Origin of the sequence: Paraburkholderia youngii (assembly GCF_013366925.1) — a bacterium.
Lineage (GTDB): Bacteria > Pseudomonadota > Gammaproteobacteria > Burkholderiales > Burkholderiaceae > Paraburkholderia > Paraburkholderia youngii.
In genome coordinates, this window is the sequence record NZ_JAALDK010000001.1 from 928,277 (window position 1) to 950,578 (window position 22,302).

The 22,302-nt window shown below is 64.1% G+C and carries 18 protein-coding genes; 7 read left to right on the forward strand and 11 right to left on the reverse strand.

What is annotated here, in order from left to right; all coding sequences use genetic code 11:
- Window positions 1-11: 11 nt before the first annotated feature.
- Entirely contained in the window at window positions 12-1,448 is a 1,437-nt protein-coding gene (locus G5S42_RS04365; RefSeq protein ID WP_176105690.1) for an FAD-binding oxidoreductase, read from the forward strand.
- A 236-nt stretch (window positions 1,449-1,684) separates the two neighbouring features.
- Here the strand turns inward: G5S42_RS04365 and G5S42_RS04370 are convergent, their stop codons facing one another.
- Together G5S42_RS04370 and G5S42_RS04375 are read right to left on the reverse strand one after the other, a co-directional pair.
- Window positions 1,685-5,101, reverse strand: a complete 3,417-nt coding sequence (locus G5S42_RS04370) for an alpha/beta fold hydrolase (protein WP_176105691.1) — start codon at window positions 5,099-5,101, stop codon at window positions 1,685-1,687.
- Between the two features lie 268 nt (window positions 5,102-5,369).
- Window positions 5,370-6,161, reverse strand: a complete 792-nt coding sequence (locus G5S42_RS04375) for a hypothetical protein (protein WP_176105692.1) — start codon at window positions 6,159-6,161, stop codon at window positions 5,370-5,372.
- On the opposite strand from G5S42_RS04375, the gene G5S42_RS04380 reads away from it, so the two are divergent.
- On the forward strand, window positions 6,160-6,318 hold the full coding sequence (locus G5S42_RS04380) for a hypothetical protein (RefSeq protein WP_176105693.1): 159 nt from the start codon (window positions 6,160-6,162) through the stop codon (window positions 6,316-6,318). The two genes, G5S42_RS04375 and G5S42_RS04380, sit on opposite strands and share 2 nt — an antisense overlap.
- A gap of 239 nt (window positions 6,319-6,557) precedes the next feature.
- A complete protein-coding gene (locus G5S42_RS04385; protein ID WP_176105694.1) occupies window positions 6,558-8,453 on the forward strand; it encodes a hybrid sensor histidine kinase/response regulator in 1,896 nt (631 codons plus the stop codon).
- Window positions 8,454-8,491: 38 nt separating this feature from the next.
- On the opposite strand, the gene G5S42_RS04390 is transcribed toward G5S42_RS04385, so the two are convergent.
- From G5S42_RS04390 to G5S42_RS04405, 4 genes are all read right to left on the reverse strand, one after another.
- On the reverse strand, window positions 8,492-9,235 hold the full coding sequence (locus G5S42_RS04390; protein WP_176105695.1) for a response regulator transcription factor: 744 nt from the start codon (window positions 9,233-9,235) through the stop codon (window positions 8,492-8,494).
- 436 nt (window positions 9,236-9,671) lie between these two features.
- Entirely contained in the window at window positions 9,672-9,869 is a 198-nt protein-coding gene (locus G5S42_RS04395) for a hypothetical protein (RefSeq protein ID WP_176104961.1), read from the reverse strand.
- Window positions 9,844-10,848 carry a cytochrome d ubiquinol oxidase subunit II gene (gene cydB / locus G5S42_RS04400; protein WP_176105696.1) on the reverse strand — a complete coding sequence of 335 codons (1,005 nt, stop codon included), beginning with the start codon at window positions 10,846-10,848 and terminating at the stop codon, window positions 9,844-9,846. The genes G5S42_RS04395 and cydB overlap by 26 nt, the downstream gene beginning before the upstream one ends.
- 22 nt (window positions 10,849-10,870) lie before the next feature.
- On the reverse strand, window positions 10,871-12,283 hold the full coding sequence (locus G5S42_RS04405; RefSeq protein WP_176105697.1) for a cytochrome ubiquinol oxidase subunit I: 1,413 nt from the start codon (window positions 12,281-12,283) through the stop codon (window positions 10,871-10,873).
- A gap of 530 nt (window positions 12,284-12,813) precedes the next feature.
- Between G5S42_RS04405 and G5S42_RS04410 the strand changes: the two genes are divergently transcribed.
- The 3 genes from G5S42_RS04410 (at window position 12,814) to G5S42_RS04420 (ending at window position 16,141) form a co-directional block, all read left to right on the forward strand.
- Window positions 12,814-13,635, forward strand: a complete 822-nt coding sequence (locus tag G5S42_RS04410; protein ID WP_176105698.1) for an alpha/beta fold hydrolase — start codon at window positions 12,814-12,816, stop codon at window positions 13,633-13,635.
- A gap of 364 nt (window positions 13,636-13,999) precedes the next feature.
- Window positions 14,000-14,797 (forward strand): NAD-dependent epimerase/dehydratase family protein, encoded by a 798-nt coding sequence (locus G5S42_RS04415; protein WP_176105699.1) that lies wholly within the window; start codon window positions 14,000-14,002, stop codon window positions 14,795-14,797.
- Window positions 14,798-14,842: 45 nt separating this feature from the next.
- Window positions 14,843-16,141: an MFS transporter gene (locus tag G5S42_RS04420; protein WP_176105700.1), complete on the forward strand. Its 1,299-nt coding sequence runs from the start codon at window positions 14,843-14,845 to the stop codon at window positions 16,139-16,141.
- A 201-nt stretch (window positions 16,142-16,342) separates the two neighbouring features.
- On the opposite strand, the gene G5S42_RS04425 is transcribed toward G5S42_RS04420, so the two are convergent.
- The 4 genes from G5S42_RS04425 to garL form a co-directional block, all read right to left on the reverse strand.
- The gene (locus G5S42_RS04425; RefSeq protein ID WP_246391803.1) at window positions 16,343-16,633 is read right to left on the reverse strand and encodes a contact-dependent growth inhibition system immunity protein; all 291 of its coding nucleotides are present in this window, start codon (window positions 16,631-16,633) and stop codon (window positions 16,343-16,345) included.
- A gap of 9 nt (window positions 16,634-16,642) precedes the next feature.
- Entirely contained in the window at window positions 16,643-17,476 is an 834-nt protein-coding gene (locus G5S42_RS04430; RefSeq protein ID WP_176105701.1) for an RNase A-like domain-containing protein, read from the reverse strand.
- 391 nt (window positions 17,477-17,867) lie between these two features.
- Window positions 17,868-18,797 carry a 2-hydroxy-3-oxopropionate reductase gene (locus G5S42_RS04435; protein ID WP_281374981.1) on the reverse strand — a complete coding sequence of 310 codons (930 nt, stop codon included), beginning with the start codon at window positions 18,795-18,797 and terminating at the stop codon, window positions 17,868-17,870.
- Window positions 18,794-19,594 (reverse strand): 2-dehydro-3-deoxyglucarate aldolase, encoded by an 801-nt coding sequence (gene garL / locus G5S42_RS04440; RefSeq protein WP_176105703.1) that lies wholly within the window; start codon window positions 19,592-19,594, stop codon window positions 18,794-18,796. The genes G5S42_RS04435 and garL overlap by 4 nt, the downstream gene beginning before the upstream one ends.
- A 231-nt stretch (window positions 19,595-19,825) precedes the next feature.
- Here garL and G5S42_RS04445 point away from each other — a divergent pair, with 231 nt between their 5' ends.
- Window positions 19,826-21,409 (forward strand): aldehyde dehydrogenase (NADP(+)), encoded by a 1,584-nt coding sequence (locus G5S42_RS04445; RefSeq protein ID WP_176105704.1) that lies wholly within the window; start codon window positions 19,826-19,828, stop codon window positions 21,407-21,409.
- A gap of 143 nt (window positions 21,410-21,552) precedes the next feature.
- On the opposite strand, the gene G5S42_RS04450 is transcribed toward G5S42_RS04445, so the two are convergent.
- On the reverse strand, window positions 21,553-22,296 hold the full coding sequence (locus G5S42_RS04450; protein ID WP_176105705.1) for a FadR/GntR family transcriptional regulator: 744 nt from the start codon (window positions 22,294-22,296) through the stop codon (window positions 21,553-21,555).
- Window positions 22,297-22,302 lie beyond the last annotated feature (6 nt).

Below are 22,302 nucleotides of genomic sequence, written 5' to 3' on the forward strand. Positions count from 1 at the left end.
GGAACTCCTGCATGACAGAGCAGAGCATCACTGAAGACAAGAGGACCCAGATCGCAAGCGCGACCGCGCCTCTCGCGACGACACTCGAGGCGTTGCGCGCCGCGCTCGGCGCCGACGCGGTGCGCGTCGGCGAACAGATCGGCGAACACGCGATGACCGACTGGACGCGCCACGAGCCGACACGTCCGGCGGCGTTGCTGCTGCCGCGCACGACCGACGAGGTATCGCGCGCGCTCGCGATCTGCCACGCCGCGCATCAGCCAGTGGTGCCACAAGGCGGCATGACCGGACTCGCGGGCGGCGCGATCGCGCGCGCCAACGATATCGCGTTGTCGCTGGAACGCTTGAGCGGTGTCGAAGAACTCGACGCGGCGTCGGCCACACTGACCGTGCGTGCCGGCACCACGTTGCAGGCCGCGCAGGAAGCCGCCGAGCAAGCAGGCTTCGAACTCGCGCTCGATCTCGGCGCCCGCGGCTCATGCCAGATCGGCGGCAATCTGGCGACCAACGCGGGCGGCAATCGCGTGATCCAGTCCGGCACCGCGCGCGATCAGGTGCTCGGTCTCGAAGTGGTGCTCGCGAATGGCGACGTGCTCAGTTCGCTCGGCAAGATGGTCAAGAACAACACCGGCTATGACCTGAAGCACTGGTTCATCGGTTCGGAGGGCACGCTCGGCGTGATCACGCGCGCGGTGTTGCGGCTGCATCCGCGACGCGCGGCGCGTCATACGGCGCTAGTCGCGCTGAACGATTACGATGCCGCGGTGAGCCTGCTGCGCCGTCTCGCGACGCGCTTCGGCAACGACATCGGCGCGTTCGAGCTCATGTGGCCGGACTTTTACGATTTCGGCGTGAAGCTGACCGGCGCGCGCTCGCCGTTCGACGCCGCGTATCCGCTCTATGCGTTGATCGAGCACGCGGGCTTCGATGCCGACGACGCTGGCGAACGCTTCGCGCAAGCGCTGAGCGATGCGCTACAGGCGGGCGCGCTGCGCGACGCGGTGATCGCGCAGTCGGTCGCCGATGCGCGCGCGCTATGGGCGATCCGCGAGTGCACCGCGGAGTTTCCGCTCAAGCTCGACCCGATCAACTTCGACGTGAGTTTGCCGATCGGCGAGATCGGCAGGTTCGTCGACCGTTGCCGCGCGGCGCTCGATCAGCGCTGGCCCGGCAACGAAGCGTATTTCTTCGGGCATATCGGTGATTCGAATCTGCATCTGACCGTTGATGGCCATTCGATTCCTGGCGTCGATCATCACTCGGTCTATGCGTTTGTCTACGAGATGCTGGGGCCGTTGCGCGGATCGGTGTCGGCGGAGCATGGCATCGGTTCACTCAAGCGCGAGTTCCTGCCGATTTCACGCTCGCCAGCCGAGCTTGCCGCGATGGTCGCGATCAAGCATGCGCTCGATCCGCACGGCGTTCTGAATCCGGGCAAGCTGTTTTGATACTGATGGTGAAGCCACCCGAGGTCATCACGTGAAGTTCGGCTGCCTGTACTTGCGTGGCCGCGACGCCGTTACCGAGCAGCCCGGCAGTGAACAAGGCCAGAAGGAATCTTTTCATCGGTATGGTTACAGAGGGCGAAGGAGATCGATGCGCAACCGCAACCATACCGGAATGGCGGCGCGACGAGAACCCGCCACGCGCGGATAACGCGTGGCACATCGGCGATGCCGCGCCGTCAATGCGCGTTCAGATAGCTGACGATCAGCGGATAAACATCGACCGCCGCGTTCTTGCCGAAGATGCAGTCGATATGCCCATAGCCGGGAACCAGATGCCGCTCGTACGGCTGCTCGGGGAAGCGCTCGCGCAGCAGGTCGTAAGTGCGTTCGGTGCTGACCGGCAGATAGGTTTCGTTCTTCTCGCCGTGGATGAAGCCGATCGGCAAACGCATGCCCTCGAGTCCTTTCATGCCGTTTGCGCCGCTCAGATACACGTCGTCGCCGCGCGCATCGACGACATGGCCTGCGCGGACCATCGTGGCCAGGTGCTGGAACACGGCCATGTCGTGAATGCCGAACAGTTCCTGCAGGTTCGCATGCAGCGTCTCGTTCAGCTTGTCGTGCTCATAGAGCAGGCCATACAGGAACGTCGCGCGATGACAGATCGCATTGCCGCAGCCCTCGTCGTGATCGACCGGATAGAGACGCAGCGCTTCGTCGAACAGGTTCGCGGGCCACGAATCTTCCTGCGTATAGGCAGTGAGGTCGCGGATGCGCAGATGCTGCATCAGGTCGGGAATATGCAAGCCGGCCTTGATCCGTTGCAGCGTGCCCGGCACCGGATGTGCGGACACCTGCGAAATCACCGCCGAGCGCACGCCCTCGAGTCCATATAGCAGCGACATGCTGAGTGCGAGTCCGCCCAGGCAGTGGCCGAGTACCTGGATGTTCGGCGCGCCGGTTACCTCGCGAATCTTCGCGACGGCGGCGGGAATATCTTCGCGCGCGACCATGTCGACGTTGGCCGGCACGAGCACGCTCGGCAGTTCGATGCTGACGCGCAGATCGACGAGCCATACGTCGTAGCCCGACGCGTACAGATATTCGACGAGGTTGGTCGATATCAGATCGGTCGAGAAAATGCGGCTCGAGACGCCCGAGCCGTGGATCAGCAGGATCGGCTTCGACTCTTTGTCCGCGGCGGGATCGAAGTAGCGCGTGAGCTTGAGCCGCGTGCGGTCCGGTGTATCGAAGTAGGTGATCTGCGGCGCCGGCGCGCGCAGCGCGCGCTTGGCGCGCGGCGGCGTGTAAGGATCGTAGAACTGCAGCGGCGCGGCGACGCCGCCGTATTCGGTGAACAGCACGCCCGCGAAGAATTTGCCGAACTTCAGCGTCCATTCGAGGCGCGTCTTCAGGTCGGGCGCGTGCGTGACTTCGAGGGTGCGCTGCTGCTTCAGGAAGTTTTCCGGCGTGATGACGAGCGTGGCGGTGCCCACGACGGGCGCATCGTCGTTATCCGACGCGCGTATCTCCGCATACAGCGTGTTGGTCTGCTCCCACAGGTTGATCGGCGACGTGCGCGTGATGATCTTCCTACCGGTCAGATACCAGGTGTTGCCTTCGGCCGCGTCGAGCGTCATCCGGTAGTTCATGTTGCGCTCGTCGACGTCGGACTCATCGACGACGAACAGGTTGAACGTGCCGTCGCTGATCGTCAGCGGTCGTGCGGAGAGGGCGCCGCAGGTCAGCGTGCCGGCGGTGCGCGCGAGGTGATCCGGGTTGCTCAGCATGTCGGCGAGATCGTCGGACTCGACCGTCAGCGTGAATTCGATCGGGCTCTTTGCAGCTTCGCCCGCCACCTCGGGCGTGTAGGTGCCGACCATCGTCTCGGTGAAGCGCAGGCCGATCTTCTGCGCGGGCGGCGTGGCGGCGGTGCCCTTCGACGCGTAATCGATCGACCAGTCGTGCGCTTTGGCCAGCAGCGCGCAGTTGCGTTCGGCGAGCGCGGAGATGGTCAGGAGCGGATTGACGCCGAGCGACATCGGCATCACCGCGCCATCCATCACGTAGAGACCGTCATGCACCGCGTCGCCGTCCGTGGCGCTGAACACGCGGCCCAGATGATCGACCACGCCATGCGCGGCGTCCTCCGCCATGCCGCAGCCGCCGAGCGGATGCACGGTCACGGTGCGCCGGCCGGCGATCTTCGTTGAGATCGGGTTGCGCAGATATTTGCCGCCGAGCGGCTTGCTGGCCTCGATCAGCACGTCCTCGACGGTCTGGAAGATCGGCTGGCGTCCGGCGTTTTTCCAATCGATGCGCGCACGGCCTTTGTCACCGATCTTGATGCGGCCGCTTTCGTCGTCGTGCGCCATCACGAGGTAGCTTTGCGTGTGATTGAGCGCACCGTGGTACGGGCCGCGGATCAGGCTCTCGATCGTGCGGGCGTCGTAGGCCGCGCGTTCGAGCAGCGACGGGGCGCCGGCCGCATCCACGCCTTCGAGCGGCGCGACCGCGCCGAGCATGCCGACGAGCGCTTCGCCGACCGGCCCGGCCAGCGAGCCTTCCTCGATCACATAGCCATCCCTGACGTTTTTCTCGGCGGCGCGATTGTCGATCAGGCCGGTGATGGTCGGCCCGACCGGAGGAATCTGCCCTGGCTTGTGCTCGCCCCAGCCGACGCCGTTGATCGGGTCCTTCGTGTTGTATGCGAAGGCGAGCACGTCGCCGTTGCCGGTGAAGTGCTGGCCGAGCATCTCCGAGGTGCTCAAGCCGGCGGCGCGCGAGCGCAGCAGCAGCGCGGTCGAGCCGATCGTGCCCGCCGCGACGATGACGATATCGGCCAGCACGAACAGATCGGGCGCGTCGTAGCTTTCGCGGCCGAGCTTCACGAGCTGGAAGTTGACCTTCCATTGCTGGGTGTCGGGATCGCGCAGCACCGAATGCACGGCCGTGCCGGTGAAAATCTGCGCGCCGTGGGCGACCGCGTCGGGCAGATAGTTCATGTGGGTCGAGTTCTTCGCGTCGTAGTTGCAACCCGAGTTGCAATCGCCGCAACCGACGCAGCGCTGCTGCTCGACGCCCGCCGCGTTCGGGCCGTTCTCGAACGTGACCGTGATCGGCGGACGGCTGAAGCGGTCCGCCATGCCGAGCGCCTGCGCCGATTTTTCGAGCGCCTGCAGCTTCGGCAGCGGCGGGAAGTCGTCGGGGACCGGCGACGGCGACAGCATAGTCCGGGCGAGCGCATAGCCGTCGTCGCGTCCGGCTTTGTCGGCGCGCAGCGCGGCGGGCCAGCGCGGGTCGTCCCACAGGCGCGGATCGGCCTCGAGCGCGACGTTCGCATTGATCAGCGACGTGCCGCCGAGCCCGCAGCCCACCACCGCGTTGACGTCCTCGTTCACGTGCACTTCGAGCAGCGCGAGCGGCGAACCGATTTGCGCCTCGGCCGTGTTGTACTGGATATTCTCGGCGCCCTGTACGGGCGTGCGCGGATACTCGCCGGCCATGAATTCGCGGCCGCGCTCGAGCACGCATACGCGACGGCCCGCGCGCGCCATGCGGCTCGCGGCGATCGCGCCGCCGTAGCCCGAGCCAATCACCACCACCTCGTAATGCCGTTGCAGCGCCGTCGGCGCGCTCGATAAGCGGTTCATCAGGACCACCTCGTCTGGAATCGGATGCGGGGAAAGGAAGCGCGGCTTCGGAACAAAGACGGCGTGCTGCGGCAGCTTTTTTATCGTAGGCGGAATATCGCTGCAAAAAAAGCGAATGCAAAAAATGCGCGCCATGAAGGGGCGCGCCGAAGTCGTAGCGTGCGACGTTCAGGGCGGCATGACCGGCCGGCCATTGCCGGGTGTATCCGGCCATACGGGCATGCGCTCTTACTCCGCTTCTTATGTGGCCTGTTGGTTCTCCGAACTATTACGCGGCCACTTCATTGAATTCGCTATCGCTCGATTCCGCCGCGAGCAGATTCAGCGCAACCAGAATCGCCGCGCGACTGTCGACGTCGATCTCGATGCCGAGCGCGTCGGTGAGCCAGCGGCCGATCTTGGTGTTGGAAAATTCCGCGGCGCCGGCCGTCTTTTTCATCGTGACGCCGAGTTTGACGGCGCGATAGTGATAAGAGGGCACTCGATGCTGCGCCGCCACCGCCGAAAGCCCGCCTTTGCCTTCCGAGCACCAGCCGAGGCTGCCGGCCAGCACGATCCGCTCCGGTTCGTCGAGCCCTTCAATGAACTCGCGCGCCGCGCGCCGCACCTGCTGTTCGTCGAGGCCGTATTGCAGCAGCACGCTTTCCACCGGGTCTTCGAGCGCGTGCGCGTGCAGATCGATTTCCTGCGCGACGCCCTCGGTCTCCATCGACACGTTGCGCTGATGGCACGCGCTGCGCAGGCAGTCGATCAGATAGCGGCGGAAATACGCGCACACTGCGTAGCTGTTGGACGGCGCGCTGTCGGCGCAGGCGTTCGTTTCGGTGTGGCCGGGCGCGAGGCGCAACACCTTCGCGTAGATGAACTGCGCGACCAGTTCTTCCTTGTCCTCGCCGAGCGCCTGCAATTCGAGCGGGTGATAGGTCCGCAACGCGCGCTTGACCAGTTCGACCATCGACACCATTTCGTCCGCGGAGAGCCGGGTGCGTCTGCGCCACAGGTCGGGCAGGATCGCGTCGTCGAGTCGGCGTGCGAATTCGTAGCTCGGGACTGCGCCCATGGAAACCTCCGTCACGGTTGGCAGGGAGCGCGGTGAGCCGCGGCGCGTGGGCCGCGAAGCGGGGGAAGTTGCCTGTGATGCCGCGCTGAAACGTGAATGCAGTATGGTTCGCGGCAAGGCCTTCGCCTATATGGAAGAAGTGTTAGCTGATGGGTAAACTGCCGGGTAAACCTTCTGACGGATTGCTGACGATTCGTCTGAAGCGTGCGCATTCGCCGTAGAATGAAGCGCGCGGGCGGCGCGTTCGGTCGCCCGGTTCGACCCGCGGTTTTGCCGGAGCACCGCCGCCTGGTCAGTGCTTCGTCTCGACGTGGTTGCCATGCCCCCGCGATCAAACTGCGTGGGATCGGAGCAGGCGCTATAGCGCTAACGCCGATCGACAGAGGAGACCGCCCGATGCGGGCCGACCCGATCCAGCGTGCCATCGACGAAGACCTCGTGCGCGTGCTCTACGCGCAGGACCCGATCGCGTTCTTTTCGCACTGGTTTTCGATCGCGGTGCTGGTGGCGATCTACTGGCCGCATGTGCCGGCGCCGCCGTTGTTTATCGCGTGCTTCGTTTTTTATGCGCTCGCCAATTGCGCGGGCCTCGCGCTGTGGATCTGCAATCGTCGCTATCCGCAGCTGCTGTCGCCGCGCGACTGGATCTATCTGCACGCGCTGCGCGGCGTGCTCCTGTACAGCGGACCGGGCTTCGCGGTGTGGTTCGCGTTCCAGAGTCCGCAAACCGATCTGCCGCTATTGCATACCGTGCTGCTGGTGACGCTCGCGGCCGGCGTGTTCATGTCGAATGGGTTCGATCTCCTCAATTTTTCGACGTCGATTCCGTTTCTGCTGCTGCCGTCGATCGTGCTGCATTTCGGCTCGCATACGTTCGATCGCACGATTCTCGCGATCGTGCTCGCGTTTTTCTTCTGCGCGATCAACGTCTACGCGATGAGCTATCGCAAGCTGTTTCGCCAGGTCGTGCAGGCGCGTGTCGATCAGCAGTACCTCGCGGAATCGCTGGCCGCGCAAAAGCGCGTCGCCGAGGAAGCGAGCCTCGCGAAGACGCGCTTTTTCGCGGCCGCAAGCCACGATCTGCGCCAGCCGCTGCATGCGATCGGCCTGCTCGCGGCGTCGCTGAACGACCCGGCGGCGACGCCCGCGCAGCACGCGAAGACGGCCGGGCACATCGTCTATAACGTCGAGGCGCTCAATCAGCTGTTCAACCAGGTGCTCGATCTCGCGCGGCTAGAAAGCGGGGTGACCCAGGTGATCCGGTTGCACTTCCGGCTCGCCGAGCTGTTCGAGCGGGTCGGCAGCCAGTATCGTCCGCAGGCCGCCGCGAAGGGGCTCGCGCTGCGCATCGCGCCGACTTCGATGGTCGTCTATGACGATCCCGTGCTGCTCGAGCGCGTGCTCAGCAATCTGCTGTCGAACGCGGTGCGTTATACCGAGCAAGGCGCGATCTGGCTCGGCTTCCGGCGCGCGGGGCGACAAAAGGGCGGCTATATCGAGGTGCGCGATTCGGGCGTCGGCATTGCGCCGGAGGAGCATCAGCGCATTTTCGAGGAGTTTTACCAGGTCGAGAATCCGCAGCGCGACGCGCGTCAGGGGCATGGGCTCGGATTGCCGACCGTCAGGCGGCTGGTCGGCCTGCTCGGCGGCGAGTTGCAGCTGCGCTCGGCGCCGGGGCGCGGCTCGGTGTTTCGCTTTGCGGTGCAGGCGGGCGACGCGAGCGGCATCGTCGCGAGTCTGAACGATTCGGTCGCGGGCGGCCCGGCTTCGCTGGGGCGGCGCGTGCTGTGCATCGACGACGAGCCGTCGATACTCGAAGGCCTCGCGAGCCTGCTCGAGCGCTGGGGCTGCGAGGTGCGCGGCGCGCGCGACGAAGCCGGTGCGCTCGCCGCGCTGGCGGACGGCTTCGTGCCCGACGCGGTGCTGTGCGACTACCAGCTCGCCAATCGTCGCACCGGCGCGCAGGCGCTGAGCGCGATGCGCGGCGCGCTCGCGCGCGAGGGGCACGGCAATGTGGTCACGCTGCTGATCACCGGCGATATGGCGTCGGCGGAGCTGGCGGCGCTCGCGTTGCAGGGAATTCCAGTGCTGCACAAGCCGGTGACGCCGGCGCGGTTGCGACGCACGCTGGAAATGCTGTGGCAGCAGGCGGAACTCGACAAGGGGCGGCTGGCGGGCCCAGTAGTGTTGGGAGACGGGGCGGCACAGGTCGGTTCAGCGCAGTCGCGCGCGGGGGGCGGCTCGCCGCAAACGGAAGCGGGCTCCGGGGCGCAAAGCGAAACGCAGCCTTAGCAACGGGAATCAGCGACGGTTGGCGCTGCGGCGCAGCGCTAAAGCGTTTTCCCCGCCTCCAGCCATCCATTGATTACCGCGATCGCCGTCGAGCGGTTATGCACGCCGAGCGCGCGGAAGATCACCGACAGATGCACCTTCACGGTACCCTCGGCGACGCCGAGATCGCGCGCGATCATCTTGTTGGTCCAGCCGCGATGCACGAGCCGCATGATGTCCTGCTGACGCGGTGACAGATTCTCCAGCAAATGCTGCTGGTGCGGCTGCAGCGACGGCACCGGCCTGAGCGGTTCGGTCTGCGCGGCGGCGCTCGGGGGCGGCGCTGCTGCCGATGCATCCGCTTCTGCGCGCGCGCAGCCGGCCGCCTGCGTCTCGCGCGTGCCGAGCAGACTCAGCGCTTCCATCGGCACATAAGCGCCGCCGGACAGCACCAGTTCGATTGCCTTCAGCATCACGCTGGCGGGCTGGCGCTTCGGCACGAAGCCGAGCGCGCCGGCCGCGAGCACCGCGCGCATCTCGTCGGGCGATTCCTCCGCGGACAGCACCACGACCGGCAGCGCCGGATTCGCCTTCAGCAGCGATTCGAGCGACGTCGCGCCGCTCATCCCCGGCATATGCAGATCGACGATCGCCAGATCGTGATTGGCGTCGGGGCGCGCGGCGGTCGCAAGGGTTTCCCAACTGTCGGCTTCGTCGAACTGGGCGTCGGGATCGAAGCCGCGCAGCATGCCTTTGACGCCTTGCCGGATCAGTTCATGGTCGTCGGCTACAAGAAACTTCATGATGTCTCCGCGAGTCGAGCCAGTCCGTTGAGGGCTGCCGCCGATGCACATTCCGCCGTTGCGGGCTGCGCACTTGCAGCGTAAATAACTGCGGTACTCATGACACACATCATGGCCGGTCTTCCGCGCTTCTTGGTCGATCCCAGGGACCCCGGACGGGCCGATCCGATTGCCGTTCTCTCGTGCTGCGATTCGCATCCGGCATCGTTCCAGCTCGCCAGGGTCCCGCTCCCTTGCCGTGCCGCGCGCCGCTAGCAGGGCTGCGACGCGCATGGCCGGCTGCCGGCATCGTTCGATGCGCTTCGTGATGTTAAGGCAGGTCTCCCGCGCATAGGTTCCGGCTTGCTACGTAGACGAGGCGTGCGCAGCTTTTTTGAAGCGCTGGCGCGCGATCCGGGAGATTATGCCCACCGGATCGACACGGGTTCGCGCGCCGCTATCTGACCGCAAACAGCGTCGCTTTCATCAGAAGCTTGAAGGCGAAACCGAGCGACATCGCCGCGGCCACGCCGAAGCACCAGAGCGCGATGAACCAGAGCCAGCCCGGCAGCTTGCGGCCGGGCGCTGCCGCATTGGCAGTGGGAGCCGAAGCGCGGACACTCAGCTTTTCAGTGATAGTGATGTTGGTCGCCATGACGCACCTTACCTCGAAAGACCCAGTAACCCATCGTCGTATAGGCGACGATGATCGGCAGGATCACCGCCGCGCCGGCCAGCGTGAACGTCTGGCTCGTGCGTGGCGCGGCGGCTTCCCATAGCGTGAGGCTCGACGGAATCGCGTACGGCCACAGGCTCACCAGCAGCCCGAGATAGCCGAGCAGCACGAGCGCCAGCGCGAGCACGAACGGCGTGTTGTGGTGGCGCGCGCGCACCGCGCGATGCATGAAGAACGCGCAGATCGCGACGAGGAACGGCACCGGCAGCAGACGATAAAAGATCCCGTCATGGAACCAGCGTTGCGCGATGCCCGCATCCATCAGCGGCGTCCACAGGCTCACGAGCGCGATGAAGCCGAGCAGCACCAGCGTCAGCGGCCAGACCACGCGATGCAGTCGGCGCTGCAGGTCGCCTTCGGTCTTCGCCACGAGCCAGCAGCAGCCGAGCAGCGCGTAGGTCGCGACGAGCCCGAGGCCCGTCAGCAGGCTGAACGGCGTGAGCCAGCCGAACGCGTCGCCGGCATACGCGCCATCAACGACCGGAATACCTTGCAGGAAAGCGCCGAGCACGATGCCCTGGAAAAACGTCGCACCCGCCGAGCCGCCGATGAACGCGAGGTCCCACAGATGCCTGGTGCGACGCGACTTCGCGCGGATCTCGAACGACACGCCGCGAAAGATCAGGCACACCAGCATGAACACGAGCGGCAGATAGAGCGCTGACAGCACGGTCGAGTAGACGACCGGAAACACCGCGAACAGCGCGGCGCCGCCGAGCACGAGCCAGGTTTCGTTGCCATCCCATACTGGCGCGACGGTGTTCATCATCAGGTCGCGTTCTTTCTCGTCCGGGAAGAACGGAAAGACGATGCCGATGCCGAGGTCGAAGCCGTCCAGCACGACGTACATGAAAAGGCCCAACGCGATGATCGCGGCCCAAACGATGGTTACGTCCATATTCTTTCTCTCGTAGCGTGGGTTAGACGACGTCGATCATCCGATCGGCGGCGGACAGCGGGCGGCGCGCGGTCTGTGCGGGCGTCGGCTGCGGCGTGTCGTGCGGCTTGCCGCCAGGCAGTGCGGGACCCGAGCGCATCAGCTTCAGCATGTAGTAGATGCCGGTGCCGAACACGAGGAAGTAGACGGCCACGAACGTCATCAGCGACAGACCGACCTGCTGCGTGGTCAGCGGCGACACCGCCTGCGACGTGCGCATCACGCCGTAGACGACCCACGGCTGACGGCCCGCTTCGGTGGTGACCCAACCGGCCAGCAGCGTGATGAAGCCGCTCGGCCCCATCGCGACGCACAGCCGCTGGAACCACTTCGCTTCGAATAGTCGCCCGCGACGGTGCAGCACCCAGGCCGCGATCGACATCGCGATCATCAGCACGCCGAGGCCGGCCATGATGCGGAAGCTCCAGAACACCACGGCCGAATCCGGCCGGTCCTGCGGCGGGAATTCCTTCAGCCCGCGGATTTCGCCGTCCCAGCTATGCGTGAGGATCAGGCTGCCGAGGTGCGGGATCGACACCGCGTAGTGCGTGGTTTCGGCCTTCATGTCGGGGATGCCGAACAGGTTCAGCGCGGTGCCGCCTTTTTCGGTGTCCCAGATGCCTTCGATCGCCGCGATCTTCGCCGGCTGATATTCGCGCGTGTTCAGGCCATGCTGATCGCCGACGAATGCCTGGATCGGCGTCAGAATCAGCAGCAGCCACAGCGCCATCGAGAACATCTTCTTGACGGCGGGATCGCGTCGGCCGCGCAGCAGATGCCACGCGCCGACCGCCGCGACCACCAGCCCCGCGACGATGAACGCCGCCAGCGCCATATGCGCGAGCCGGTACGGGAACGACGGATTGAAGATGATCTTGAACCAGTCGAGCGGCACGACATGGCCGTCGACGACCTCGAAGCCCCGCGGCGTCTGCATCCAGCTATTGGACGCGAGAATCCAGAAGGTCGAGATCAGCGTGCCGATCGCGACCATCAGCGTCGCGCCGAAGTGCGCGCGCGGACTCACGCGCTGCCAGCCGAACAGCATGATGCCGAGGAAGCCCGCTTCGAGAAAGAATGCGGTCATCACCTCGTACATCAGCAGCGGACCGGTGATGGGCCCGGCGAAACTCGAGAAGCCGGACCAGTTGGTGCCGAACTGATAGGCCATCACGACACCGGAGACGACGCCCATGCCGAAGGCCACTGCGAAGATCTTCGACCAGAACAGACAAAGATCTTTGTAGTAGGCCTTGCCGGTTTTCAGCCAACGCCATTCGAGAACCGCAATGAAGCTGGCGAGACCGATGCTGAGCGCGGGGAAAACGATGTGAAAAGAAACCGTGAACGCGAATTGAATGCGCGCGAGATCGAATGCCGATAGTGCCGAGTTCATGATCCTGTTGTGCGTGATGGCCGCGTGAGCGGAATTACGCGCATCGACCGATATCGGTGCGCACTGCGCGGGGCAGATGGCGCAAGAGTAGGGGATCGAAACAAAATGTGTTGCAATGCGCTGTGCGTCAAAAAACCGCCTTGTTTTATGCGAAATACGCTAATTGATGAGGCAAGCCGTTGATGAGTCTCGAGTTTCCTTTGGCGGCCGATGCATGGCCGCATGTGCGTCGTTGCGGGTGCTGCGTCAATCGACCGCGCTGCAGCAATGCTTCTCGCGCGGCCTTGCGCGACAAGGTCGAGAGCGGTGCCCGTCGTCAGCCGACAATCGATCCATCCAAACCGACTTCGTCGGCTCGCGCGCTAGTCAGGCGATTTTTTTGTCTCTACGATTCGGCCGTTTCCGTAGTTCGGTTATCCATTGCCGTATTCGCACGGCGTTCTGTCATGCGTCGCGCGCATGCTTCGTGAGCAGCTTCCGCTTCATCCACCTGCCGGCGACGGCAGACTTCATCGAAAAGGAGTCAGCAGATGAGCACGATCAGGACGAAAGACGGTACTTCGATTTTCTACAAGGACTGGGGCAAGGGTCGCCCGGTCGTGTTTTCGCACGGCTGGCCGCTGACCGCCGATGCGTGGGATGCGCAGATGCTGTTTCTCGGCAGCAAGGGCTTTCGCGTGATCGCGCATGACCGGCGCGGCCACGGCCGCTCGGAGCAGCCGTGGGACGGCAACGAGATGGACACCTACGCCGATGACCTCGCCGCACTGATCGAACATCTCGATTTGCAGGACGCGACGCTAGTCGGCCATTCGACGGGCGGCGGCGAAGTCGCGCATTACATCGGCCGGCACGGCACGGGGCGTGTCGCGAAGGCCGTGCTGATCGGTGCGGTGCCGCCGCTGATGCTGAAGACCGCCGATAATCCGCTCGGCCTGCCGATCGATGTGTTCGACGGCATCCGCAAGGGCGTCCTCGACGATCGCTCGCAGTTCTTCAAGGATCTGGCCGTGCCGTTCTATGGCTACAACCGCGAGGGCGCGAAGGTGTCGCAGGGCGTGATCGATTCGTTCTGGCGCCAAGGCATGGCCGGCTCGATCAAGGGGCTGTACGACTGCATCAAGCAGTTCTCCGAAGTCGACTACACCGAAGATCTGAAGAAGATCGACGTGCCGACCCTGGTGCTGCACGGCGACGACGACCAGATCGTGCCGATCGACGCGGCCGGCCGACGCACCGCGGAGATCGTCAAGAACGCGACGTTGAAGGTCTATGCGGGCGGCCAGCACGGCATGTGCACCGTGGAGGCCGACAAGGTCAATGCCGACCTGCTCGAATTCATCGGCGCTTGAGCGATCAGAAACGCGCAATGAAGTGATTTGGTGATTGCGGGGCGGCGCACAGCCGCCGCTCGCGCCGGATGCCAGGCGACCGCGGGCGTCAGGCGAATCCACTTCTCGAACAAAAAAGCAGTTTGAGTTATACGATGTCACATGAACGCGATATTCGTATGTCTTTGTTTTTTAAGATACTAGGAAACTGGCCCCGTGCGGTTTAAGGGTAAATGCGGAGTTGAAATCTGCTGGTTCATCGTCGATAGTACGTTATCGTACAACTTGAGTGGGTTATGCGACGCGCACAGCGCGACCCGCCGGCCGCTCAAACCTCTGTCTGTTCTCTGTAGACCTCGCGCGCGGCGCAGTTAAAGGAACCCCTATGAAGAAGATTGCCCTGAGTGGCGCCGGCGGCCAGCTCGGCTCCGTGGTACGTGCTGAATTCGTCGCGCGCGGCGTGCCGTTGCGCTCGGCCGCTGGCTCGAAAGTGCTGACGCCGCTCGTCGAAGGCGAAGACGTGATGAACGGCGACCTGCGCGATCCGGCGGTCGTCGACCGTCTGCTCAACGGCGTGGACGTGCTGATCCATTTTGCCGGCACGAGCGTCGAGCGTCCGCTGCCCGAGATCATCGAGAACAACCTGCGCGGCCTCGTCGAAGTCTACGAAGGCGCGCGCCGCAACGGCGTGAAGCGCATCGTGTTCGCGAGCTCGAACCACGCGATCGGCATGTATCCGGTCACCGAGCATCTGAGCCTCGACTGCGAACTGCGCCCGGACGGCTTCTATGGTCTGTCGAAGGTGTGGGGCGAAGCGCTCGCGCGCATGTACTGGGATAAGCACGGCATCGAAAGCGTGTGCGTGCGCATCGGCAGCTGCCTCGAGCGTCCGACCGAGCAGCGTCACCTGAGCACCTGGTTCGGCCACAAGGACCTGATGCATTTTCTCGATCGCTGCATCGAAGCGGAAGAGGTCGGCTTCATGACCATCTGGGGCGTGTCGGCCAATACGCGCAGCTGGTGGGACAACAGCGTCGGCGCCGCGCGTCTCGGCTACGAGCCGAAGCAGAACGCCGAAGACTACGCCGAAGACATCCTGTCGCGCCCGAATCCGCTCGATGAACTGGGCCAGCGCTTCCAGGGCGGCGGCTTCGTCGGCATCGACTATTCGCGCAAGGACTAAGTCCCGGGCAGTTCGACGGGCAATGCATCACGAGGAGATGGAGTAGTGAAGATCAAGGGTATTCGCTGGTGGATGGTCGCGCTGGTCGCGGCCGGCCTGATCATCAATTACCTGGCGCGCAACACGTTGTCGGTCGCGGCACCGACGATGATGAAGGAGCTCGACATCACGACCGAGCAGTACGCGCATGTGGTCGTGGCGTGGCAGCTCTGCTATGCGTTCATGCAGCCGGTCGCCGGTTTCGTGCTCGACACGATCGGCACCAAGATCGGCTTCGCGGTGTTCGCGCTGGCGTGGTCGGTGGCTTGCGCGGCGGCGGCATGGGCGACGGGCTGGCGTAGCCTCGCGGTGTTCCGCGGTCTCCTCGGACTCGCCGAATCGGCGGGTATTCCGGCTGGCGTGAAGGCGACGAGCGAGTGGTTCCCGGCGAAGGAGCGTTCGGTTGCGATCGGCTGGTTCAATATCGGCTCGTCGATCGGCGCGCTGCTCGCGCCGCCGCTCGTCGTGTGGGCGCTGTTTCACGGCCGCTGGGAACTTGCGTTCGTGATCGTCGGCGTCGCGGGCATCGTGTGGAGCTTGCTGTGGATCATCGTCTACAAGCATCCGCGCAACCAGAAGCTGCTGGGCAACGCCGAGCGCGACTACATTCTGAGCGGCCAGGAAGCGAAGCATCACGATGACATCAACACGCCGAAGCGCAACTGGCGCGCGATGCTGGTGAGCCGCGATTTCTGGGCGATCGGTATTCCTCGGATTCTGTCCGAGCCGGCCTGGCAAACGTTCAACGCGTGGATTCCGCTGTACATGATGACCGAGCGTCACATGAACCTGAAGGAAGTCGCGATGTTCGCGTGGATGCCGTTCCTCGCCGCCGATATCGGCTGCGTGCTCGGCGGTTATCTGAGCCCGCTGTTTCACAAGTACGCAAAAGTGTCGCTGTTCACTTCGCGCAAGATGGTGTTCGTGGTCGGTGCGCTGTTCATGATCGGGCCGGCGTGCGTCGGTCTCGTCGAGAGCCCGTACATGGCGGTGGCGCTGCTGTGCGTCGGTGGCTTTGCGCACCAGACGCTGTCGGGCGCACTGTACGCGATCACGTCGGATATGTTCGGCAAGCACGAAGTCGCGACCGCGACGGGCATGGGCGGCATGGCGGGGTATCTGGGCGCTGCCGCGTTCACCGCGTTGTTCGGTGTGCTCGTCACGCAGATCGGCTATAGCCCGCTGTTCGTCGTGCTGGCGGTGTTCGATCTGATTGCCGCGGTCGTGGTGTGTCTGATGGCCAGGAGTTCGGAGAAGATGCCGGAGCCGCAGTGGGTGTCGTCCGATGCGGTGGCGGCGAAGTAAGGCGAAGTGGGGTCGGCTTGTGTGGGCCGATCCGGCGAAAGAAACGGCGCTCATGAGGTGGGCGCCGTTTTTTTTGGTCGGTTGTGCGGCCGTTTTCGAGTTGGCGATGTCGCGCCGTGAGTGTTGCAGCCGACAAGCAGACTAGTCGCCCAGTAGACGGTTTTAATTCTTCTTAGAAGGATGCGGGAGCACCGGGACAAACTACTCGATGAGAAGCCTCTTTAATTCGTCAAGAAATGAGGCGGTCGTGTAGCCCCATAGTTTGGGAGAAAAATCTTGACCATAGGCATCTTTGAACGCTGAGTCCAAATCGTCCCGGTGTTCGCCCATAAATGAATTGATTTCATGAACCATCTCGAGGTGGCTCTCGCGTGGGCAGTCGCTCTTGTAGCAAGCGATGATATCGGGAATCGTATCTCCCCATATATCGAAATCCTCATTCAGGTATACGCCAAACAGCTGATACATTTTGGGGTAGCGAGTTGACAGCATAAATTCTCTCTATTTAATGTAAGCAGTGACGATATAGTATGGCATTCCGTTGTAGGTTTGATATTTCAGAACGACTACAACCTCATTCATGGGCGTCAGTTTTCCTGTCTCCCTCGTTATGCCATAGCCGACGTTACCCGCCACGCGCCGCGTCAGAGCGAGAGGGCCGCCTCTGCCCGAAGACTGCGCCCATTCCCGAATGATGGTCGCATTGGCGCGCATGACTTCTGAGATGGCCGATTCGGCCCGCTCAAGGTTTGTGAACGACGAAACCTTCTCTCGACGCGGCTCGCGGTTGAGTCTTTCTCGCAACTGCGCTTCGGTCCGTCCGACATGCTTCAAGAGCGTGTGTCCGCCAATCCCGCTCCCTGCTTTCGCTTCGTGCATGTCCAGACTGATCCGGCCCATCGCGATACGCGAAGCCCGTATAGCCTTGATCGAACTAGCAAAGCCAAACGGCACGACCATATCGAGCCACAAACCGATATTGTTCGCCATATCGGGACTGGCCTTCATCGCTTCCGCGAGTTTCGTCGTGCCCTGTTGAGTTAGCGTCGCCGTATCTCGCGCCGTCCAGATCTGACGCAAGCCAGCGGCCGCCGTATCCGAGCCATGTACGCCGAACACAACGCATCCAGCCTTGCTCGCCATGGTCGGTTCAGGCATCACACACAGCGCGCCGGCCCCGACCATTTCCAGCAAACCGCCGACAAGTTGCAATCCGCCCCATAACCGGTTGGAAAGCATTTCGCTGTGGCTGATCGATTGGCGGGTCAGCACCGCCGCCAGTTGCGGCGCACTCAGCACGACACGCACGCCGTCTCCATCTTGTTCGCGCGACATTCGGTATTCCTCTGTGATTGTTCGAGGCCGCCAACGTAGCAGTCGACCAAAGGGACAGGAAATGGGCGATGGAGGATTCTTGTGTCCCATTAATCCGATGAGCTGCGAGTCATTGACTGCATATCGCTCGTGGTCATGCACTAGCCACGCGGCTTAACGCGCCGGAGCAGACGGCAATCCGAGGAGACACGGGGCGGGGCGTCGCCATCGCCAAACACGATACGAACGTGTCGCGTCACGCGGCGAAAGAGCCCTACGGCCCGGAAGAGGGAAAGGGCATCACGTGCGAACTACGCACGCCCCCAGAAATGCAAAATGCAATCGAGCCGTCCATCGGTCACATGAACACCGACGGACAACCCGATTGCAACGATTTCGAACCTACATCAAATCACGCAGTCTTCTGCCCAATCTCGTGATTCGCGAGCACTTCGAGCGCGCGCACCATCGCCGAGTGGTCCCACGCCTTGCCGCCGTGCGCGATGCACGCGTTGAACAGCGCCTGGCAGGTGGCGGTGTTCGGCAGCGACACGCCGAGCGCCTGCGCGGTCGACAGCGCGAGGTTCAGATCCTTCTGGTGCAGTTCGATGCGGAAGCCCGGATCGAACGTGCGCCTGGTCATGCGCTCGCCGTGCACTTCGAGAATGCGCGACGACGCAAAGCCGCCCATCAGCGCCTCACGCACGCGCGCCGGATCGACACCCGCCTTCGACGCGAGCAGCAGCGCTTCGCCGACCGCTTCGATGGTCGCCGCGACGATCACCTGGTTGGCGACCTTGCACACCTGGCCGGCGCCGACCGCGCCGATCAGCGTGACGTTCTTGCCCATCATGTCGAACATGGGCTTGACGCTGTCGAACGTGGCCTGTTCGCCGCCGACCATGATGGTCAGCGAGCCGGCCTTCGCTCCGACTTCGCCGCCCGACACCGGCGCGTCAAGATAGTCGGCGCCGGTTTCGCGCACGCGCGCCGCGAACTCGCGGGTCGCCATCGGCGAGATCGAGCTCATGTCGACGACGGTCTGGCCGGCGCGCAGCGCGCTCGCGAGGCCATTCTCGCCGAACAGGACGCGCTCGACGTCCGGCGTGTCCGGCACCATGACGAAGATCACGTCCGCGTTGGCTGCGACCGCCGCGGGGTTGTCACATGCGACGGCGCCGGCCTGCGTCAGTTCCGCGGGCACGCCGCTACGCGTGAACGCTGCCAGCGACACGCCGTTTTTCAGAAGGTTGGCGGCCATGGGCTTGCCCATGATGCCGAGTCCGATAAAGCCTGCTTTTTTCATGGAATGCTCCGAAGATATCGTGGCGGCCGCGTTCAAGCTTCGCCCGCCGGTTTCTGCATGAAGTGTTTCTGCGCCGCTTGAGCGGCGCCCTTGAGCAGCCCGAGATCCGCGCAGACGGCGACGACGCGCGCGCCCATCGACAGATAACGTTCCGCGTCGGCCTGCACCGGCGCGAGAATGCCGCTCGACTTGCCTGCCGCCCGCGCGCGCTCGAACACATGCGCGATCGCCTGCTGCACGTCCGGATGGCTCGCGTTGCCGAGGTGGCCATACGATGCCGCGAGGTCGGACGGACCGATGAAGACCGCGTCGATGCCGGCCACCGCGAGAATGCTGTCGATCGCCTCGACTGCCTTGCGGCTTTCGATCTGCGGGATCACGCAGATATTGTCGTTGGCGAGCGCAAAGTAGTCGGGCACGGTGCCATAGCGGTTGCCGCGATGGCCGACCGACACGCCGCGGATGCCCTGCGGCGGATAGCGCGTTGCCGCGACCGCGCGGGCCGCGTCGTCAGCACTGTCGACGAACGGCACCAGAAAGTTCGAGAAGCCGCTGTCGAGGAATCGTTTGATCACGACGCTGTCGTTAGCCGGTGGTCGGACGACCGGCGCGCTGCCGCTGTCCTTGAGCGCCATCAACTGGGGGATCAGCGTGAGCACGTCGTTGGGCGCGTGTTCGGCGTCCAGCAGCATCCAGTCGAAGCCGACCGTGCCCAGCAGTTCAGTGGCGATCGGGCTGGCAAGCGATGCCCAACAGCCGATCTGGGTTTTTCCCTCGCGCACCGCGCGCCGGAAGCGGTTGGGCAAGGATTCGTAAGGCGTGACGGCGGGCATGCGGTGTCTCCTCGAACTACGATGTGTCGGGAACAAAGCTTCGACGACCGCAATAAACCACGCAGAATGCGAGGTTATAAGTCGTCGTATGACTGTTAGCACCGAGCCCCTTGGTTGTAACGGTCGTGTAAACCCGAATGACCCTGTCCGACAAGCGTTTCGGGTTGCATGGAGCCCCCGCAATGTTGTAGGATGACCTATATCTGAAGCCTTCATTCAAGGAAAGCCACAATGCCCATTACCGGCGAAATGCTGATCGGTCGCAAAGCAGTGCGCGGCGAAGAAAAACCGCTGCGCGCGTTCAATCCTGCCACGGGTTCCGAGATTGCCGAACCGGTGTTCGGCAGCGGCACCGTCGAGAACGTCGAGCAGGCCTGCGCGCTCGCGCAACAGGCGTTCGACGCCTACCGTCAACTGCCGCTCGCAGTGCGCGCTGAGTTTCTGGATCGTATCGCGGACGGCATCACCGCGCTCGGCGACGAGCTGATCGAACGCGCGATGGCTGAATCGGGCCTGCCGAAGGCGCGTCTGGAAGGCGAACGCGGCCGCACCACCGGCCAGTTGAAGCTGTTCGCGCAAACCGTGCGTGCGGGCCAGTGGCTCAACGCCACGCTCGATTCGCCGCTGCCGGAACGCAAGCCGTTGCCGCGCTCGGATCTGCGCATGCAGAAGATCGCGCTCGGCCCGGTCGCCGTGTTCGGCGCGAGCAACTTCCCGCTCGCATTCTCGGTGGCGGGTGGCGACACCGCCGCGGCGCTCGCTGCCGGCTGCCCGGTCGTCGTGAAGGCGCACCGCGCGCACCTCGGCACCTCGGAGCTGGTCGGTCGTGTGATCCAGCGCGTCGCGCAGGAAATGGATCTGCCCGAAGGCGTGTTCTCGATGATCGTCGGCGCGGGTAACTCGGTCGGCGAGGCGCTGGTTGCGCATCCGGCCATCAAGGCGGTCGGCTTCACCGGTTCGCGCGCGGGCGGCACGTCGCTGATGCGCGTCGCGGCGGCACGTCCGGAGCCGATCCCCGTCTACGCCGAAATGAGCAGCATCAACCCGGTGTTTTTGCTGCCGAACGCTCTGACGGCACGCGGCGACAGCATCGCGCGCGGTTTCGTCGACTCGCTCGTGCTCGGCGCGGGCCAGTTCTGCACGAACCCGGGTCTCGCGATCGCAATCGACAGCGACCCGCTGAAGGGCTTCGTCGCGACGGCATCGGAAGCGCTCGCCGCCAAGCCGGCGCAGACCATGCTGACTTCGGGCATCCACGCCGCGTATCAAGACGGCGAAGGCAAGTTGGCTGCAACCAGGGGTGTCGAAGTCGTGGCACGCGGCGTCGCCGCTACCGGCCCGACCCAGGCTTGCGCGGCGCTGTTCGTGACCGACGCGCAGACGTTCCTCGCGAACCCGGCGCTCGAAGACGAAGTGTTCGGCCCGGTGTCTACGATCATCCGCTGCAAGGACGAGGAGGAAATGCTGAAGGTCGCCGAGCACTTCGCCGGCCAACTAACCGCGACGCTGCAGATGGACAGCGCCGACGTAGCGGCTGCGAAGAAGCTGGTGCCGATTCTCGAGCGCAAGGCCGGCCGCATTCTGGTCAACGGCTTCCCGACCGGCGTCGAAGTGTGCCACGCGATGGTCCACGGCGGCCCGTTCCCGGCAACGTCGGACAGCCGCGCGACCTCGGTCGGCACCACGTCGATCGACCGCTTCCTGCGCCCGGTCTGCTACCAGGACTTCCCGGCCGAGCTGCTGCCGCAAACGCTGGCCGACGGCAACCCGCTGGAACTGTGGCGTCGTCGCGATGGCGAACTCACGCGCGGTTAATCGTGTGACGCCGTCCTGAACGGATGCGCGCCTGGTGCCAATATGGGCATGGGCGCGCATCGAAGGGAAGGGCGGTTGCAATCACAAAAAAAATGGCCGGGAATATTCCCGGCCATTTTTTTCGCCTGCGTGCTTCGTGAAAATCAGCTGTTCGCGTCGTTCGCTTCATTCGCGCGACGCAACCGCTCGCGGCTATTCGACAGATGCATGCGCATCGCCGCCCGCGCGCCTTCGGCGTCGTGCCGGCTGATTGCCTCGAGGATGCTTTCATGCTCGAGGTTCACGAGCGACAGATATGCATCAGGATCGGCGCGCGCGATGCCGGCCGAGTCGAGCCGGTTGCGCGGAATCAATGCGCTGCCCATCTGCGACAGGATGTCGACGAAATAGCGGTTGCCGGTTGCGCGCGCGACCGAGATGTGGAACTGCAGGTCGGCCTCCACGCTGTCGAGTCCGTTGTGACGCGTGGCCTCGATCGCGTCGAGTGCGGTACGCATGTGCGCGAGGTCGTCCGGTTTCGCGCGTTGCGCGGCAAGACCGGCGCATTCGGTTTCGAGGCTGATGCGCAGTTCCAGAATGGACAGCACGTCGCGCAGCGTGGTGGCGGGCACCATGTCGATGCCGAGTTTTTCGCGCTGCGGCTCGAGCACGAAGCTGCCGATACCGTGCCGCGTCTCGATGATTTTGCCTGCCTGCAGGCGGGAGATTGCCTCGCGGATCACCGTGCGGCTCACGCTGAGCGTGTTCATCAGCTGCGATTCGGTCGGGAGTTTGTCGCCCGGCTTCAGCACGTTGGCCGCGATCTGCTCGGTGACGTAATTGACGACGAACTCGGCAAGATTGCGAGCGCGTCGTGGCGGTGCCGCGGATGCTAGTGGTGTAGCCATCGAAAA